Source organism: Bradyrhizobium erythrophlei, from assembly GCF_042430365.1.
Taxonomy (GTDB): Bacteria; Pseudomonadota; Alphaproteobacteria; order Rhizobiales; family Xanthobacteraceae; genus Bradyrhizobium; species Bradyrhizobium erythrophlei.
On the sequence record NZ_JBHMET010000125.1, the window covers coordinates 89,188 to 107,091 of the forward strand.

At 65.0% G+C, this 17,904-nt stretch carries 11 protein-coding genes; 5 read left to right on the plus strand and 6 right to left on the minus strand.

Annotated features, from left to right (window positions below; genetic code table 11):
• Positions 1–151 precede the first annotated feature (151 nt).
• Both ACFFWD_RS19100 and ACFFWD_RS19105 read right to left on the minus strand, forming a co-directional pair.
• Positions 152–2,650: a hypothetical protein gene (locus ACFFWD_RS19100; RefSeq protein WP_376967876.1), complete on the minus strand. Its 2,499-nt coding sequence runs from the start codon at positions 2,648–2,650 to the stop codon at positions 152–154.
• Between the two features lie 161 nt (positions 2,651–2,811).
• Positions 2,812–3,993, minus strand: a complete 1,182-nt coding sequence (locus ACFFWD_RS19105) for a cytochrome P450 (protein WP_376967880.1) — start codon at positions 3,991–3,993, stop codon at positions 2,812–2,814.
• A 140-nt stretch (positions 3,994–4,133) separates the two neighbouring features.
• Here ACFFWD_RS19105 and ACFFWD_RS19110 point away from each other — a divergent pair, with 140 nt between their 5' ends.
• Positions 4,134–5,042 carry a LysR family transcriptional regulator gene (locus ACFFWD_RS19110; RefSeq protein ID WP_376967882.1) on the plus strand — a complete coding sequence of 303 codons (909 nt, stop codon included), beginning with the start codon at positions 4,134–4,136 and terminating at the stop codon, positions 5,040–5,042.
• A 204-nt stretch (positions 5,043–5,246) separates the two neighbouring features.
• Here the strand turns inward: ACFFWD_RS19110 and ACFFWD_RS19115 are convergent, their stop codons facing one another.
• Together ACFFWD_RS19115 and ACFFWD_RS19120 are read right to left on the minus strand one after the other, a co-directional pair.
• The gene (locus tag ACFFWD_RS19115; RefSeq protein ID WP_376967885.1) at positions 5,247–6,875 is read right to left on the minus strand and encodes an inorganic phosphate transporter; all 1,629 of its coding nucleotides are present in this window, start codon (positions 6,873–6,875) and stop codon (positions 5,247–5,249) included.
• 482 nt (positions 6,876–7,357) lie between these two features.
• Positions 7,358–8,785, minus strand: a complete 1,428-nt coding sequence (locus ACFFWD_RS19120; RefSeq protein WP_376967887.1) for a UdgX family uracil-DNA binding protein — start codon at positions 8,783–8,785, stop codon at positions 7,358–7,360.
• 266 nt (positions 8,786–9,051) lie between these two features.
• Here ACFFWD_RS19120 and ACFFWD_RS19125 point away from each other — a divergent pair, with 266 nt between their 5' ends.
• From ACFFWD_RS19125 to ACFFWD_RS19135, 3 genes are read left to right on the plus strand one after another with little or no spacing between them, the layout of a single operon-like run.
• A complete protein-coding gene (locus ACFFWD_RS19125) occupies positions 9,052–9,846 on the plus strand; it encodes an ImuA family protein (RefSeq protein ID WP_376967890.1) in 795 nt (264 codons plus the stop codon).
• Positions 9,737–11,491 carry a Y-family DNA polymerase gene (locus ACFFWD_RS19130; protein ID WP_376967893.1) on the plus strand — a complete coding sequence of 585 codons (1,755 nt, stop codon included), beginning with the start codon at positions 9,737–9,739 and terminating at the stop codon, positions 11,489–11,491. The genes ACFFWD_RS19125 and ACFFWD_RS19130 overlap by 110 nt, the downstream gene beginning before the upstream one ends.
• Positions 11,488–15,087, plus strand: coding sequence for an error-prone DNA polymerase (locus ACFFWD_RS19135; protein WP_376967895.1), 3,600 nt, complete (start codon positions 11,488–11,490; stop codon positions 15,085–15,087). Before ACFFWD_RS19130 ends, ACFFWD_RS19135 begins: the two co-directional genes overlap by 4 nt.
• Before the next feature lie 231 nt (positions 15,088–15,318).
• On the opposite strand, the gene ACFFWD_RS19140 is transcribed toward ACFFWD_RS19135, so the two are convergent.
• Positions 15,319–16,089: an SDR family NAD(P)-dependent oxidoreductase gene (locus ACFFWD_RS19140; protein ID WP_376967897.1), complete on the minus strand. Its 771-nt coding sequence runs from the start codon at positions 16,087–16,089 to the stop codon at positions 15,319–15,321.
• Positions 16,090–16,304: 215 nt separating this feature from the next.
• On the opposite strand from ACFFWD_RS19140, the gene ACFFWD_RS19145 reads away from it, so the two are divergent.
• Positions 16,305–17,006, plus strand: coding sequence for a hypothetical protein (locus ACFFWD_RS19145; protein ID WP_376967900.1), 702 nt, complete (start codon positions 16,305–16,307; stop codon positions 17,004–17,006).
• 24 nt (positions 17,007–17,030) lie between these two features.
• Here ACFFWD_RS19145 and ACFFWD_RS19150 read toward each other — a convergent pair whose 3' ends face one another.
• Positions 17,031–17,498, minus strand: coding sequence for an L-2-amino-thiazoline-4-carboxylic acid hydrolase (locus ACFFWD_RS19150; protein ID WP_376967902.1), 468 nt, complete (start codon positions 17,496–17,498; stop codon positions 17,031–17,033).
• Positions 17,499–17,904: the final 406 nt, after the last annotated feature.

The following is a 17,904-nucleotide window of genomic DNA, read 5'->3' on the forward strand; positions in this document are numbered from 1 at the left end:
CAGAAGCAAAACGCTCGTTAGCCATCCCACCTGACTGGCAGCGAGACTGGGCCGCGGAACAGCCGGCCGCGCAGCACTGGCGCCGCGTCGTCGCGGAGGCGCAGATTGCGCAAGCGCTCGAACATGCGGCCTGATCGCCGGGCAGCTCGCCTCATTTCGTGATCAGGCCGCTGATCTTCCTTAGCGCTTCGGCATTGGCGCTGGCGCAGGGAAGCTTTCCATTCGAGCCGAGCGCGCCGTGAATGAACTTGCGTGCCGCGTCGGAAAGGGCCCAGTCCATCGGGGGTTCGAAGTCCTCGGTCTGGCAGAGCATCAGCGGCACGATCTCTGCGGTTGCGCCGGTCGGCGCCGTCGCATTGTGGAACACATGCATGATGTGCGCCGCGTGCGCGGTGCGGCTCGCGAATAGTCCGATCAGGGGAGCCAGCACTTCGTTGAGCAGCCGGGCGCCGTCGCTCTGAGTCCTCGGCGGTTCGGTTGATGGGGGCATGGGCTTTGCGGGCGCGCCTGCCGACGGAAGCGATTGTTGCGTGGGTTGCTGACCTGGCGGCCGTGACGGTTCGGTGGCTCCGTCGTAGCCGATGAACACAAAAATAAAGTGGAGACGTTCGGTCCCCGCTACGCCGGCAATGGCCTGGGCGAGTTCGCCGATCGTCGCGACGCCCGCGGCGTCGAAATAGCCGCCATCGAGCAGGTGTCCCTGCCGCTTGCCCTGCTGCTTCAGCGTTCCGGCCGGGCTGATCCAGGGGAAGCGGGCGCCATTGCTGATCGCCGTTGAAATCCGGACGTCGCGCTGCACGATGGTGTGGAAGTCGTCGGCATCGATGGCACCGCCAAGATCGACCGTGCTGGTCAGGATGCGCCGGCCGGTTTCCTCGCTTGCCCCATTGACGATCAGGATCGGAAGCCACGGCTTGTCCTGCCGCGGGCTGAGCGTGAGGAAAGCCTTCTGCATCAGGTCGGCGCAGCCTTCCTTGCCCTCGGGCGGGCAGGTCGCATTCCATCCCGTCTCCCAGGCCCGTTCGAGCGCTTCGGCGCGGTCGGGCAGTACCGGGAATGGCACGAAGCGCTGCAGCAGGTCGGAGAACAGCATGCTCGTCAGCGTCGGGCTCAGCGCATCCTGGCCGGTGAACGCGGGCAGCACCAGGGCGAATTTGTCCGGCGCGAGCGCAGGCGCGGCGTGCAACAGGGCAGAGTAGCCGACTGCACCGACGCTTCCACCTGAGACCGAGCTGATCGCAAACAGGCTCGAGGCCAGCTTGCCGCCGCTTTGCTGGTGGAGCGCGCCCAAGACCTCGGCGGTCCAGTCGCCGGCGCGCGACGCGCCGCCCTCGGAGGCCACCAGCACGATTGGAAGCGCGCCACCCTTCGGGTCACCCTGCTTGGATCGCCAGATTTTGTAGGCCGCGGCAAGGTCCGGTCGCGCGACGCTGGTCATCGGTGCCGGCCCGCGTCCGAATGCGCGGCGGCCGACCTCGTGATTGTCCATCCACCAGCTGAACACGACCGCCGCCAGCAGCGTGCCGCCGACGATCGGCAATCGCAATCCGCTTCCGCTCTGAATCGCGATGATCATCGGCGGGATGATCAGGCCGAGCCCGATGAAGACGACGGCCGGCGCGCCGAGCGCGTGCCCGAACGCGACCGGCGTGAAGCTCGTATATGCCATCAGTCCGGGTGCAAGCAGCAGGCATAGGGCAATCCACCATGGCGCGAAACGCGATCGCCCATCGGCTGCGCGAAGGCCCTTGGTCCAGTCCTCGCGCTTGATCAGAAGCACGAGGAAGCCCAACGCGGACAGGATCAGGATGATCGGCAGGCCGGGATTTGTAAGAAGGGTGTTGCGCATCGCGAACAGGACCAGAACGAAGGGTGCGACGCCAAGCACCCTAGGGCCCCATTCGAGCAGGCGTTTCGGCTTCCACTTGCTCCGATTCATCCCGTAGTTGAAATTGATCACCACGCGCGGCCAGAGCCACGACTGGATGCCGAGGAACAGGAGGCCGAGGACGAAAGCGATCAGCTGATGCTTCGGCGCGTCGAGCGAGTCGTCGCCGACCGCGCGCACGAGGTCGACACCTTGCGGCAGCAAGGCGAGGATCAGGCAGGCGCCAAGCACGAGGATCGCAAGCGTGCCCACGCCTCTCGTCTTTTCCACGGTGCCGTGGATGAACTGCCACCACCCGATGAGATCGGTGGGATCCGCCGCATCGGTGTCGGGACCCGGCGCTACGCCGCCGCGTTCGACATTCACGGTGACGTCGCCGTCGTTGTTCCAGTACATGCGCGGCAGGTCGTTGGCGAACAGGTTGAGCCTGCCCGATTTTTTGAAGGTGTATGTGCATCCGCGGCCGATCGCGAAGCTTTCGGTCCCGTCCTTGTCCGTGACCTCACCGCAGAGACAAAACAGGTTCTGGCCGGCGACGCGGGGCTCGATCTGTAGGATGTCGGCCAGGAAATTGCGATAGCCCTCGGGTCCGCACGCGATGAACCAATCCGTCCAGCGGCCTTTGGCACTGAACGACCAGACGTCGCCGGCCTCTACATCCATGGCCTCGTTAGTCTTGTTTCGGGCATAGACCGTGAAGGGGCCGCAGTTTTGTCCTGCTTTCGGAGCTGTCGTGACGTCGGCTTCGGATATGCTCGTCATGAAATGCGCCCTGCAATAGAGATCCGATCCTAAAATGCGGCTTTCGCGTCGGGTGTGTCCCGGCAAGCCATGGATCGGCATCCATTGTAAGCACGTGAAGGCGGATTCTACAATCTTAAGGTGTTGCGCAGGCGGCACCGCGCGCCTGCGAGGTGTGTTGTTCAGGCATCCCACTGGACCGGCAGCGAGATCGGCCCGCGAAACACCCAGCCGCGCAACACCGGCACGGCGTCGTCGCGGAGGCGGAGATTGCGGAGGCGTTCGAACAGCATCGGCGCCACGATCTTGCCAACCGTCAACCGTGACACCCAGGTGCCGGCGCAGAAATGCGGTCCGGCGCCGAACGCCAAATGCGATTGCTTGGGCCGGAGCAGGTCGAACCGGTCAGGATCAGCGAAGCGCTTGCCGTCGCGGTTCGCGGCGCCAACGCAGAGCCCGATCTGAAGGTTTTCCGGAAGCCGCACGCCGGAGAGCTCGACGTCGCGCGCGGCGCGACGCGGATACATGCCGATCGGCGAGATCCAGCGCACCGCCTCCTCGAACGCGGCCGGCCACAGCTCCGGGTTTGCTATGACGCTCGCCCGTTGCGCCGGATTTTCCAGGAGGCCGAGCACCAGCGTCAGGATCGCGTCGCGAGGCTCGTTAAGGCCGCCGCCGATGATCACCTTGACATTGGCGCGGATGCCCTCAGTCGGCATCGGCGGGTCGGCGTGCACCATGGAGGACAGGATCGAGGGATTGGGATTGGCGCGATGATGATCGAGCACCGCTTCGATCGCGGTATCGACGTCGGCGGATGCCTGCATCGCCTTCCGCTCGATCTCGGCGTCGGCTGCATAATTGCCGGCGCCGTCGATCAGCGCCTGCGACCACTCCGCCAGCGTCTGCCACGGCATCTCGCGAAAGCCGATCATCTCCATCAGGCAGAGCGAGGCCATCGGCGCGGCGAGCGCGCCGAACAGCTCCGCTTCGCACGCATCCTTGAGGTCGTCGATCAGCCGTTCGCAGATCGCGGTGAATTTCGGCGTCCAGTATTCCTTGATCGTGCCCGGCCGGAACGACGGCTCGATCGCCTTGCGACCGACCGCGTGCTCGGCGCCGTCCTTGCGCATGAAGGTCGGCCCCATCACCCTGTTGACGAGCGAAACCGGATTGTCGGCCGAATAGGTCGCGGGATCGCGCTCGATCCGCGTGATGTCGTCGAAGCGCGTCACCAGCGTCAGCTTGGCGGCTTCCACATACACAGCAGATGCGGTCTCGCGGAGGCGGCGAAACGCCGGATAGGGGTCGTCGAGCAGATCCTGATACGAGATGTCGGTGACGACGGGCACAGTGCTGGTCATCATTGTCCTCCCGGGGCATTTTTGGGGAGGCTAGCCAGCGGATTCGGATGGGTCAATTCGATGGGTCTGATACAGCCTATCGAATTCCTGCATGACCTTGTGCTAGCCTGACGACCGCTTGGCCATCTGGGAGGCGGTGCGTGACGGTGAATTCGCCGATCGACCCGATCGACATCGGGACGTTGCGGACGCTCGTGCTCGTGTACGACCTGCGGTCGTTTTCGGCGGCGGCGAAGCGGCTCGACGTCAACCAGTCGACGATCAGCTACGCCATCGAACGGCTGCGCGCTGTCCTCGGCGACCCGCTGTTCGTCCGCCAGGGCAATGGCGTCAGCCCAACCGAACGCTGCGCGGCGCTGGTGGTATGGGCGCGGGAGATGATCGGAGAGATCGAGGGGCTGGCCTCGCCCGCGGAGTTCGATCCGGCCACCGCGCAAGGGTCCGTGACGATCTCCTGCAACTATTACGAACGCCAGACCTTGATCCCGCAGCTCAGCGCGCGATTGCGCGCTCGTGCACCGCGCGTGCGGCTAACCCTGCTCGATGCGGCGGGGCATGGCCATCTCCACCTTAAGCAGAACCAGTGCGATATCGTGCTGGGTCCGGTCGGGATCGTCGGCGAGAGTGTCTATCGCCGCCACATCCTCACCGATCATTATGTCTGCGTCATGGACCGCACCCATCCGCTCGCGCGCGGCAAGGTCACGCTGTCGGCCTATTGCAGGGCCGAGCATGTCTTCGTCACCCATAGCGGGGAATGGCAGCCGCTCTATCTCGATCACCTCAAGGCGCGGGACATCGTGCTCGAGCCGGCGGTGTCGCTGCCCAACCATGACAGCCTCGAGCGCATCATGTCCGGCACGCGTCTCGTCGCGACCATCCCGCACCACCTGGCGCGCACCATGCGCAGCCGCCTGCATGTCGCGGCCCTGCCGTTCCGCGTGCCGATCTCGATCGACATGTACTGGAGCGCACGGACCGCGAAATCCGGCCTGCACAAATGGGCGCGCGGCCTGATTGCCGAGGTGACGAAGAGCTACGCGGCGTGAGGTGTTACGGCCTCTCCGTCGTCATTGCGAGCGAAGCGAAGCAATCCATTTCACCGCTTGCGGAGGCATGGATTGCTTCGTCGCTTCAGCGCAAAATTGCTTTGCAATTTTGTCGCGAGCTCCTCGCAATGACGGTATCATCCAAAAAGCAAAAGGCCCGCGCATCGGCGGGCCTTTCTCAATAGCCGCTATCGGCCTCGTGGATCAGAACACGCGCGAGAAGATCACGTAGAGCGTGCCCGACAGCAGGATCGCGGCGGGCAGCGTCAGCACCCAGGCCATCACCATGTTCCTGATGGTGGCGACCTGGAGCCCGGAGCCGTTTGCCGACATCGCGCCGGCGACGCCGGATGACAGCACGTGGGTGGTCGAGACCGGCAGGCCGAAGGTATCCGCGGCGAAGATCGTGCCGGCGGCGACGAGCTCCGCGGACGCTCCCTGCGCGTAGGTGAGGTGGGTCTTGCCGATCTTCTCGCCGACGGTGATGACGATGCGCTTCCAGCCGATCATGGTGCCGAGGCCGAGCGCAATCGCGACCGCGACCTTCACCCAGGTCGGGATGAATTTGGTCGCGCTGTCGAGCGAGGCCTTGTAGGCGTTCAAGGTCGCGACCTCTTCCTTGCTGAGGTCGTTTTCCTTGTCCTTCATCAGGAAGCGGATCGCTTCCGACGTCAGGTACATATCGTTACGGGTGTTGCCGACGGATTCCGCGGGCACCCTGTTGAGCGAGCCGTACTTTTGCACCTGGTCGCCGACGTCCTTCACCAGCACCGAGAGCGACGGATAGGTGCCTTCGCTGATGTGGTGCGAGGTGATGTACTGCGTCACCGCGGGGCGCGGATCGCCGATGATGTTGTGGCCGGCGCCCTTGGCGGCGACCACCCTGGAGGCCGCCTCCGAGGTCTTCTGGAACTGCGCCACCTGGGATTCCGGCAGCGCGCGGTTGAGCGCATAGGCCGTCGGCACGGTGCCGATCAGGATCAGCATGATCAGGCCCATGCCCTTCTGGCCGTCGTTCGAGCCGTGGGCGAAGCTGACGCCGGTGCAGGTCAGGATCAGGAGGCCGCGGATCCAGAGCGTCGGCGCCTTGTTGCCTTCAGGCGCGGCGTAGAGCGCCGGGTTCTTGACGACGGTCTTGAGCAGCAACAGCAGCACGGCGGCGCAGGCGAAGCCGACCACCGGCGAGAGCAAGAGCGCGTAGCCGATCTCGGTGGCCTTGCCCCAGTCCACGCCCGAGGTGCCGTCGCGGCCGCGCATCAGTGCGTTCGCCACGCCGACGCCGATGATCGAGCCGATCAGCGTATGCGAGGAGGAGGCCGGCAGGCCGAAATACCAGGTGCCGAGATTCCACAGGATCGCGGCGATCAACAGCGCGAACACCATGGCGAAGCCGGCGCTGGAGCCGACCTGTAGGATCAACTCCACCGGCAGCAGCGAGACGATGCCGAACGCCACTGCGCCGGTCGAGGTCAGGACGCCGAGGAAGTTGAACAGGCCGGACCACATCACGGCGGCTTCCGCGGGCAGCGAGTGGGTGTAGATCACGGTCGCGACCGCGTTGGCGGTGTCGTGGAAGCCGTTGACGAACTCGAAGCCGAGCGCGATCAGGAGCGCGACGAGCAGCAGGATGTAGGGCAGGTAGGCCGTGACCTTGGCGCCGGTCGCATCGACGTCGGAATAGATGCTGTAGGCGACGTAGAGCAGTCCCGCGGCGAGGATGCCGAAGAAGAGGATCATCGTGAGCGGGTTGAAACCCTTGTCGAGATTGGGCCGCGACGCCGGCTGTATCGGCGCTCCCTCGGCTATCGATGAATTGAGTGTAATATCGGTCATTCTGACGCCCCTCAAATACCATGCCAGCCGGTGGCATTTTTGACCGAGGGACTTGAAGGTTAGATGACAGTCTCAACGTTACATTGAGCAGGTGCAGCAAGCAGTTGAGCGTGTGCCGCGTTATGTGCGGTCAGGCACAACGCTTCTCATTGGAATCTATCTAATGTTGTCGGATCACAGGTGTCTGGCGCGACGCGCCATGTACCGCACGCAGTGCAGCGTTTCGCGCATGGCGTATCCCGGGAAGCTGAAGCAGTGGCGCGTCGGCAAACAACAATGCGAGGTCGCGCGCCGCGCGGTCGGGGCTAATTGAACCGCGCAGCGCGCTGACCTCAGGGCACGTCATGGCGTGAACATGACGCCCAATGCCTGCGAAGACTGCGACTATAACACATGTCAATTAAAGGTTGTAGGTGTTTCTCCGCGCGATCAACTGTTTCACATCAATGTGCGGTTCCCGAGTTTCTGTAGATCCGCGAGGCTCAGGTAGCATCCGTACATTGCCCCAACCTTGCGGCCGCGATCTTCAGATCGTCGACGAAGCGCTGGTATTCCCGGGCCTTGGCATCTTCGTCCGGCAGTCGCAGCAGATAGGACGGATGCACGGTCACCAGCACCCTGGTGTCGTCATGCTCGATCAGGCGGCCGCGGTTCCTGTTGATCGGCGTGATCTTGCCGAGCACGCTTTGCGCCGCGGTCGCGCCCAGCGCCACCACGAGCTCCGGCTTGATGGCGGCGAGCTCGCGCTCGTACCACTGCCGGCAGGCGCGGATTTCCGGCGTGCCCGGCTTCTGGTGCAGCCGGATCTTGCCGCGCGGCACGAACTTGAAATGCTTGACGGCATTGGTGACGTAGACCTTGCGGCGGTCGATGCCGGCCTCCTCCAGCGCACGATCGAGCATCTGCCCGGCCGGGCCGATGAACGGCTTGCCGGCGAGGTCTTCCTTGTCGCCGGGCTGTTCGCCGACCAGCATGATGGATGCGTCTTGCGGCCCTGCGCCGAACACGGTCTGGGTCGCATCCTTCCACAGTGGGCAGGCGCGGCAATCCTTGGCCTCGTCGCGCAAGGCGGCGATCGTATCGCGGGCTTGCTTGCGGGCCATCGGCGTGTCCTGCCGTCTCTCGGGCTTGCGCTGTTCGCTCGTCCTGCGCTCGACGAAGGCGCCGCTCGTCATCCGCATCGCGTCTTCGATCAGGGGCCTAATGATCGAGCCCGCGGGCAGGTTCCTCCAATAGGCCTGCGGCATCTCCATCACCTTCAGCCGCGCCGGATTGAAGATGCCGCTGTAATGCCGTCGCCAGGCGTCCTCGAGCCGGTCCTCGGTCGGCACTTCGGATTGATCGATGCCCGATGTGAAGGAGATCGCGTGCCCGTCCCAATGCGCGCAGACGTCGGGGGTCAGGATCGACCACGGCATGTCGGCGTAGCGGCTCGCGAAGAAGGGGACGGCGACCTCGACGATGTGATGCTCGGGCTCGAACCAGGCGACGTAATGCGCCTTCTGCTCGCGGCCGATCTCGCGGAAGCGGAGCTGCGCATGCATCCTGTCGATGTCGCGATAGACCGCGCGCGCCATCGCGTGGATCTCGCCGACTTCGGGATCGGTCGTGGCGTTGAGCAGATCATGATGGCTGCGCAGCCGCCAGACGAGGCGATAGAGCAAAGCGAAGCGTTCGCGATCGCGATGCAGGATCGCGGTCCTGGCCAGATCGATGAATCTGGCGGAGACGTTGAACGTCGCATGCGGCATATCGGGCAGGTCGTTCGCGCAAGGGCCTGCGAATAATTCCGCCTCACCGCGCACCGTCCAGGTGACGTCGGATGGTGTCACGTCATTCACCGCCAATCGCCGCGCGGCTTTGCGCCAGCCGTCGAAATCGGTGTCGTTGTCGAGCATGATGATATGCATGCGACCTGCTCCGTTTTCGTGACGCCGCCATTTCCGGAGCCCGGCTCCGGAAATGAGCGAGGAGAGGATGGCGGGACTGCGCCAGCTTCAGCGCCCCCCTTGAATCCCTTTGATTTCACTGATGAATCGGAGAGCCTACCAATCCGATTGACTCCGCCGGTCCTGTTAGCTTTATATTAGAACATATCATGAACAAATGAGCCAGTGCCTGGTTCTCTGTTCAGAACCAGTGACGGCCTCAAATCTCGGTTGGAAGGGAGCGGCGCATGAACGGCGCACGCATGAGTACGCTTGCGTCCCTGCGCGGCAGCATCGCGCGCATCGAGACGTCTGACGATGCGCAGGCGCCGAACCGCATCGCGCTTGGACATGCGGGAGCGGACGCGATGCTGCGCGGCGGACTTGCGACGTCGGCGCTGCACGAGGTGTTCGCCGGCGGCCATCAGGGCGGAGCCGCGACCGGTTTCATCGCCGGGCTCGCCGGGCGATTGTCACCGCGCAAGCCGCTGGTCTGGGTGCGGCAGGATTTTTCCGACGTCGAATCCGGTGCGCTGTCGATGAACGGGCTTGCCGAGCTCGGCCTCGATCCGCGCCTGTTGGTGACCGTGCGTGCCACTGACGTTGATGCCGCGTTGCGCACGGCGGCGGATGCGCTCGCTTGCGATGCGCTGGGCGCGGTCGTGCTCGAGGTCTGGGGCAATGTGCGCCAGCTCGATCTCGTCGCCAGCCGCAAATTGACCTTGGCCGCGCAAGCTTCCGGCGTCACCGCGCTGGTGCTGCGGATCGCGGCGACGCCAATTCCCTCGACCGCCGAGACGCGCTGGATCGTGCGCGCGGCGCATTCGCCGCCGGGCACGGTGGCCAGCGCCTGGGGCGTGCCGCGGTTCGACGCCGAGCTCATCCGCAATCGTCATGGCCCGGTCGGGCGATGGATCATGGAATGGAAATGTGATGAGTGCCAATTCAGCGAACCGTCGGCGTATCCTCAGCCTGTGGCTGCCACGCCTGCCCATCGACCGCATCAAGCGGAAGCTCGCGCAGGGCACCGTCTCGCAAGCTGACGCGCACGACATTCGGGCAGTGGTAGGGCTCCCTCTCCCGCTTGCGGGGGAGGGCTGGGGTGGGGGTGTCTCCACGAGTCCCATTGTCGAGAGAGCCCCCACCCGGATCGCATCTCGCGATGCGATCCGGCCTCCCCCGCAAGCGGGAGAGGCGAAGAAAGAAATCCCCAGCGTCGTCGTCGCAAAGGACCACAACGCCATCCTGCTGCATGCGCTCGACGAGGCCGCGGTGCGCGCCGGGCTCTCGGTCGGGCTGCCGCTCGCCAATGCCCGCGCGATCTGCCCGGAGCTCACGGTCTACGACGCCGATCCCGCTGCGGACGCAAAGACGCTGAACGACATCGCCGACTGGTGCGACCGCTTCACGCCGCTGGTGGCGCTGGATCCGCCTTATGGCCTGTTCCTCGACATCACCGGCTGCGCGCACCTGTTCGGCGGCGAGCGCGCGCTGCTGCAGACCGTGACTGGCGCGCTCGGCCGCCGCGGCTTTGCCGTCAGCGCCGCGATATCAGGCACCTCGATTGCGGCGCGCACGCTGACGCGGCACGCCTCGGGCCGGATCATCGCCGGCGGCGAGGAGGCCGAGGCCGTCGGTCCGCTGCCGGTTGCAGCGCTCGGCGCCGGGGAGGCGATCACCAGCGGCCTGCGCCGCGCGGGGTTGAAGACCATCGGCGATGTCGCGGCACGCGCGCCGCACGAGATCTCGGCGCGGTTCGGCACCGCCTTCACGACGCTGCTGACGCATGCGCTCGGGCAGGGCGATGCCCCGATCAGCCCGCGCAAGCCGCTGCCCGATTACATCGTGGAGAAGCGTTTCCCCGAGCCCATCGCCACCGACACCGTGATCGCGCTGACGCTGCAAAACCTCGCCCGGATGCTGGTCGCGGCGATGGACAAGCAGGGCAAGGGCGCGCGGCAGCTGGAGGCGAGCTTCTTCCGCACCGACGGCGCGGTGCGCGCGATCGTCGTCGACACCGGGCGTCCGGTGACGCGGCCCGAGATGATCGACCGCCTGTTCCGCGAGCGGCTCGATGCGCTCAACGATCCGCTCGATCCCGGCTTCGGCTTCGACCTCGTCCGCCTCGCCGCCGGCCGCACCGAGATCGTGGTGCAGCAGCAGCGCGATCTCGACGCCAATGTGCACGACAATGACCAACTGTCCGACCTGATCGACCGCATCGCCGCCCGCATCGGCGGAAAACGCGTGGTCGTGCATCTGCCGCTGGAGAGCCACATCCCCGAACGATCAGCGCTCGCGGTGCCGGCGCAGCATCATCTCGCCGCCGCCAGCGCGGCCGCATGGCCGGAGCGCGTCGCGGGCGAGCCGCCGCTGCGCCCGTTGCGGCTGTTCGACCGGCCCGAGCCGATCAAGGTGCCGTTCGCAACCGTGCCCGACGGTCCGCCGCATCAGTTCACCTGGCGGCGCGCGCGGCATGCGGTGGTGCGGGCCGAAGGCCCCGAGCGCATCGCCATGGAGTGGTGGAAGCAGGACGGCCAAGCGCTGACGCGCGATTACTTCCGCGTCGAGGACGCCGAGGGCCAGCGTTTCTGGATCTTCCGCGACGGTCTCTATGAGAGCGAGTTGCGGGACGAGGCCGGCGAGCCCGTTCCCGCCAACTGGTATGTGCATGGGTTGTTCGCATGAGCGCGCAAACGCCTGACTATGCCGAGATCGGCATCACCACCAATTTCTCGTTCCTGCGCGGCGGCTCCGACCCCCGCGCCTATGTGCATGAGGCGAGCGAATTGCGCATCCCGGTGATCGGGATCGCCGATCACAACACGCTGGCCGGCGTGGTGCGCGCCTGGAAGGAGCTCGACAGCGACAAGGTCACGCATCCGCCAAAGCTCCTGATCGGCGCGCGCATCGTCTTCATCGACTCTACGCCCGACATTTTGGTCTATCCGCGCGACCGCGCCGCCTATGGCCGGCTGTGCCAGCTCCTGACCCGCGGCAAGCGCGGCGACGACATCGTGCGGATCGAGAAGGGCGAGTGCCATTTGAAGCTCGCCGATCTCCTCGACTTCGCCGAGGGGCAGCTCCTGGTGCTGGCGCTGCCGCATCGCTTCGACGCGGCAAGCGCGCTCGACCTGCTTGAAAAGCTGAAGGCGAGCTCGGCCGACGGCGTCTGGCTCGCCGCCAGCCTGCTCTATCGCGGCGACGACCGGCGCCGCCTCGCACAGCTCCATGGCCTTGCGGCCAAGGCCGATGTCCCGCTGCTCGCCACCAACGAGGTGCTCTATCATCACCCGGCGCGCCGCCCGCTGCAGGACGTCCTGACCTGCATCCGCGAGAAGACCACGATCGAGGCAATCGGCCGCAAGCTCGAGGCCAATGCCGAGCGCCATCTCAAGCCGGCGCATGAGATGATCAGGCTGTTCCGCGACTGGCCTGCGGCGATCACCGAGACCATGCGCTTTGCCGAGCGCATCACCTTCACGCTGGACCAGCTCAGATACCAGTATCCCGACGAGCCGGTGCCGCCGGGCAAGACCGCGCAGCAGCACCTCGAAGACCTGACCTGGGCCGGCGTCGACAAATATTTCGGCGGCAAGATCGACGCAAAACTCCGCGCCACCCTCGACAAGGAGCTCGCGTTGATCGCCGAGCTGAAATATGCGCATTACTTCCTCACCGTGCACGACATCGTGCACTATGCGCGCAGCCAGAACATCCTGTGCCAGGGGCGGGGCTCGGCGGCGAACTCGGCGGTTTGCTACGTGCTCGGCATCACCTCGGTCGATCCGACCAAGGTCGATCTGCTGTTCGAGCGCTTCATCTCCAAGGAGCGGCTCGAGCCGCCCGACATCGATGTCGATTTCGAGCATTCGCGGCGCGAGGAGGTGATGCAATATGTCTACCGCCGCTATGGCCGCCACCGCGCCGCCGTCATCGCGACCATCATCCATTATCGCCCGCGCAGCGCGATCCGCGACGTCGGCAAGGCGCTCGGGCTGACGGAAGACGTCACCGCGGCGCTCGCCAACACCGTGTGGGGAAGCTGGGGCAAGGGCCTCAACGACGTGCAGGTGCGGCAGGCCGGACTCGATCCCAAAAATGCGATGATCACCCTTGCGGTCGAGCTCGCCAGCGAGCTGATCGAGTTTCCTCGTCACCTCTCGCAGCATGTCGGCGGCTATGTACTGACCCAGGACCGGCTCGACACCTATGTGCCGATCGGCAACGCCGCGATGGACGACCGCACCTTCATCGAATGGGACAAGGACGACGTCGACGCGCTCAGCATGATGAAGGTCGACGTGCTGGCGCTGGGCATGCTGACCTGCATCCGCAAATGCTTCGACCTGATCGACGACCACAAGGGTGAGCGTTGGGCGCTCGCCACCGTCCCGCAGGACGACGAGAGGGTCTACGACATGCTGTGCCGCGGGGAATCGCTCGGCGTGTTCCAGGTCGAGAGCCGGGCGCAGATGAACATGCTGCCGCGGCTGAAGCCGCGGACCTTCTACGATCTCGTCATCGAGGTCGCGATCGTGCGCCCCGGGCCGATCCAGGGCGACATGGTGCATCCTTATCTCAGGCGGCGGAACGGCCAGGAAAAGGTGAGCTATCCGTCGCCGTCACCGGACAAGGGCGACAAGGACGAACTCTATAATGTGCTGCACAAGACGCTCGGCGTGCCCTTGTTCCAGGAGCAGGCGATGCGGATCGCGATCGAGGCGGCAAAATTCACCTCCGAGGAAGCCAACGGCCTGCGCCGCTCGATGGCGACCTTCCGCAATCTCGGCACCATCGGCACATACGAAGACAAGCTGATCGGCAACATGGTCGCGCGCGGCTACGACCCGGAGTTTGCCAGAAGCTGCTTCGACCAGATCAAGGGTTTTGGCTCTTACGGCTTTCCGGAAAGCCACGCCGCGAGCTTTGCCCAGCTCGTCTACATCTCGTCATGGTTGAAGCATTACCACCCGGATGCGTTCTGTTGCGGCCTGCTCAACTCGCAGCCGATGGGCTTTTACGCCCCGGCGCAGATCGTCGGCGACGCCCGCAAGAACGGCGTCAAGGTGCGCGAGGTCGATGTCTCCTTCAGCTTCGCGCAGAACACGCTGGAGGAGAAGGACGGGGACTATTGCGCGGTGCGGCTCGGCTTCCGCCAGATCGACGGGTTTCATTGGAATGATCCGGATGAGGAGAGATTGAAGCGGGACCAGGCGCTGCGGCGGCGCATGTCGGCGCTACATGCTCGGTCCACTTCTAGCCGCGAAGGGACTACGCTCCCTCTCCCGCTTGCGGGGGAGGGCTGGGGTGGGGGTATCTCCGCGGGCGACGCTCTTCGTGAGGAGAGAGCCCCCACCCGGATCGCATCTTACGATGCGATCCGACCTAAGAGCGAGCTTCGCTCGTCTCGACCCCCGCAAGCGGGAGAGGTGCAGCGAGCCCGCGGACAAGCTGCTGCAGAACCAACAGACTGGGCCGACCGCATCGTCGCCGCGCGGACCCGCCGTCCCTTCACCTCGCTGGAGGAATTCGCGCGCGACACGGGCCTGCCCAAGCGCGCGCTGATCCTGCTCGCGGATGCCGATGCGTTCCGCTCGATCGGGCTCGACCGCCGCGAGGCGCTGTGGGCGGTGCGGCGGCTGCCGGACGACGTTCCGCTGCCGCTGTTCGAGGCGGCCACGGCGCGCGAGCAGCCCGACGAGAACGCAGAGCCGCTGCCGGAGATGCCGCGCCCCGAACAGGTGGTCGCCGACTATCAGACCATCCGCCTGTCGTTGAAGGGCCATCCGATGGAGTTCTTGCGCGAGATGTTCACGAAGGAGCGCGTCGTCGCCTGCAAGACGATCAATCACGCTAACGACCGCCGTCGCGTGCGTTGCGCCGGCGTGGTGCTGGTGCGGCAGCGGCCGGGCAGCGCCAAGGGCGTCGTGTTCATGACGCTGGAGGACGAGACCGGCATCGCCAATATCGTGGTGTGGCCGAAGGTGATGGAGCAGTACCGGAAAGAGGTGATGGGGGCGCGCCTGATCCTGGTCGAGGGCTATATCCAGAGCAGCCCGGAAGGTGTCACGCATCTGGTCGCGCAGCGCATGGTCGACCGCTCCCACGACCTGACTGGCCTCGCCAACGATTCCCTCAGCCGCAAGCATCCGGTGCCGCCGGGCCCGGCGCTGATCGAGCAGCTCAACGACGACCGCCGCGACCATGTCGACATGCCGGCGCAGAAAATCCGCCACCCCCGCAACGTCCGCATCCTGCCGCCGTCACGGGATTTTCATTGAGGGGCTGTCGCCAAAGCGTCGTCCTCTCACCGTCACCCCCGCGCAAAGGCTTCGCCTTTGTCGCTGGAGGAGCGCGCATTGCGCGCGTCTCGAAGGGTCGACGGCCCGACTGTGGCCGTTCATCCTTCGATGCTCGCCGTGCGGTGCATTGCACCGCACGGCGAGCACCTCCAGCGACAACGGCGAAGCCGTTGCGCAGGGATGACAGGTCGGCCGCGAATGTCGTCGCCCTCAAAAATTCACCCGGTTCGAGATCGCGCCGTCGACGACGAGGTTCGAGCCCGTCGTGAACGAGGACGCCGGGCTCGCCAGGAACACCGCGGCATTGGCGATCTCCTGCGGCGTGGCCATGCGGCCGGTCGGGTTGCGGGCCAGCGCGTCCTGGTACATCTTGGGCGCGTTCTGCTCGACCATGTTCCAGATGCCGCCCTTGAAATACACCGTGCCGGGCGACACGACATTCACGCGGATCTTCTTGGCCGCGTATTGCCGCGCCAGCCCCTTCGCCATGTGCACCAGCGCCGCCTTGATCGGGCCATAGGAGCTTACGCGGTCGGCTTGAGCGGCCGAGATCGACGAGATGATGATGAAGGCCGCATCGCCGGTCTTCTCGCCGCTCGCTTCGAGGAACGGACGCGTGGCCTCGAACGCATTCACCGCGCCGAGCACGTCGAGCCGGAAATTCTGCTCCCACGACGCCGGATCACCGCCCTGCGCCATCGCGCCGGCATTGGAGAACAGCATGTCGATGCTGCCCAATTCCTTGGCGACATCCGATATCCACGACTTCAACGCGGCGCCGTCAGTAATGTCGACCGGCGCGCCGGTCGCGCGCACGCCCGCAGCCTTCAATTCGGCAACCGTGCCCGCGACCTGCTCCGCGTTGCGGGCGCAGACCGCCACGCCGGCGCCTTCGCCGGCCAGCGTCGCCGCAATCGCCCGCCCGATGCCGCGCGTGCCGCCGAGCACAACGGCGTTTCGTCCCTTCAAACCCAAATCCATTCGTATTTTCCTTTTCTTGATCTGTGCGCGCACTGTAGCGCCTGGACCGCTCTGGAGAAACCACCAGACCGACGAAATCCGGAATGGACCAGCCGCAGCCTCGTGAGGCCTTAACGACAATCGCTACGATTTGAGCTAAGCTCCTAAACAGCCTGAAAGCGAGGCTCGCCTATCGTGATCGGCGGAAACCGAACTCGGGCACGACGGGGTACCGCTTGCAGCAATCGGAATCGCCGCAAAAGCCGCGCGGCCTCGTCCTGGTCAGAAAGCCGGATCGAAATCCCACCCGCGCCGAGAGGCTGGAGCTCTGGCTATCAAACGGCCGGACGATCGACGGGCTTTGGGTGGGAAGCAGGGAAGCAGAGCCCTATACCGCCTTGCGCCGCGTCGAGGACGCGCTACAGCTCATCAAGCGCAGCGATCGGCTCAACCATTCCCGCGTCACCCGCAATCTCGGCCGAATATGGGTGCACCTGATTCCACATGCGCTCGCACACTACAGCCCGCCATTGAACGCCTGCGCCCTTGATGAGCGTTTTGTCCTCCAGGACACGACGACGCGTGAGCGTCTGGCCTCCACGATCATACATGAAACGACTCATGCAAGGCTCGCTGGATGGGGCATTGACTACGAGGAGAAGAAGCGCGCGAGCATCGAGGCGATCTGTCTTCGCCGCGAACTGAACTTCCTCAAAAGGTTTCCGAGTACTGCTCCTTTGCAGGAGGAAATCACACATACCTTGGAGTGGTACACCGCGACCCAAGACTACTTTTCCGAAGCAAATTTCCAAGAACGCGACGAGCAGGGTCAAATTGAAACGCTGCGCTATCTGGACGCGCCGGAGTGGTTCGTGACTATCGTGATGTGGTTCATCCGCTGGCGACATCGGCGTGCAGCCGCATCGCAAGAACGGTGACATCGAAGTTGCAAGGCGCTGCCCTCAGCCCGGCTCTTTCCGCGCATACCTGAAGTCGCAGTGGCTCGCGCCCTGCATGATGGTCTGCGTGCGCGTCAGCTTGACGTCGCCGCCGAACCCGTCGGCGGTTGCGAAATCCGCAGTGCAGACCAGCAGGAATCCAAGCTCGGGCTCATCGAGCGCCTTGTAGAACTCGGCATATTTGCATCGCGTCACCTTGATCTCGAAGGCATCCTGCGACTGCTCGATCACGTCATAATCGAGCGCGTCGTCGCGCGCATAGGTCTTGAATGCCGACGCCACCGCCGTTCCGAGATGGCTCTCGTTCTTCGCCCGCCAGAACGCCTCGCCGTGGCGGCGATAGAGCTCGCCGAGCGCCTTGCGCACCAGCGCATTGGCGCGCGCCTCGCCGAGCTCAGTTTGCAGCGCCTTCACCAGCGGCACCAGCACCTGCGCCTGGATCCTGGCTTGCTCGATAACGGAAATACTCACCGGGTTCTCCCTCGTGTTCGTTTGTCCTGGAGTATAGCGCCGACGGCGGTGACGCTGAACAACCGATGGGAGGGAGGGCATCCGCCCCGTGGCACTGATTTGCCCGACGGCGCAAGCCCCTGCCGCAAAAATATTTCGGTTTATGCGAAGTGCAAATCAGTGTAATGATCCACTCGTCTCACCCGCTTGAGGGGCGCTTCGCGATCGTCACGAGTGTTGGGTCGAGATGCGGTGGACGCGGCGCGCGCAACCGACGAGTGCGCGCGGAAAGCGGACGGCGAAGTCGTGTGGTCCTGACGCCCCAGTGGCAGGTGTCTCCTCGCAAGGCGTGAAGCGCCTTTGCGAAGACGGTGACAAACAAGCCCGGTCTCGCCGGCTATCTAATGCACACATCTTTGTTGCGAAG

Excerpts from the sequence above, each read along its gene's own strand:
- ACFFWD_RS19140 (WP_376967897.1), bottom strand. The coding sequence starts at position 16,089 with ATGGATTTGGGTTTGAAGGGACGAAACGCCGTTGTGCTCGGCGGCACG.
- ACFFWD_RS19105 (WP_376967880.1), bottom strand. The coding sequence starts at position 3,993 with ATGACCAGCACTGTGCCCGTCGTCACCGACATCTCGTATCAGGATCTG.
- ACFFWD_RS19115 (WP_376967885.1), bottom strand. The coding sequence starts at position 6,875 with ATGACCGATATTACACTCAATTCATCGATAGCCGAGGGAGCGCCGATA.
- ACFFWD_RS19125 (WP_376967890.1), top strand. The coding sequence starts at position 9,052 with ATGAACGGCGCACGCATGAGTACGCTTGCGTCCCTGCGCGGCAGCATC.
- ACFFWD_RS19100 (WP_376967876.1), bottom strand. The coding sequence starts at position 2,650 with ATGACGAGCATATCCGAAGCCGACGTCACGACAGCTCCGAAAGCAGGA.
- ACFFWD_RS19120 (WP_376967887.1), bottom strand. The coding sequence starts at position 8,785 with ATGCATATCATCATGCTCGACAACGACACCGATTTCGACGGCTGGCGC.
- ACFFWD_RS19135 (WP_376967895.1), top strand. The coding sequence starts at position 11,488 with ATGAGCGCGCAAACGCCTGACTATGCCGAGATCGGCATCACCACCAAT.
- ACFFWD_RS19130 (WP_376967893.1), top strand. The coding sequence starts at position 9,737 with ATGAGTGCCAATTCAGCGAACCGTCGGCGTATCCTCAGCCTGTGGCTG.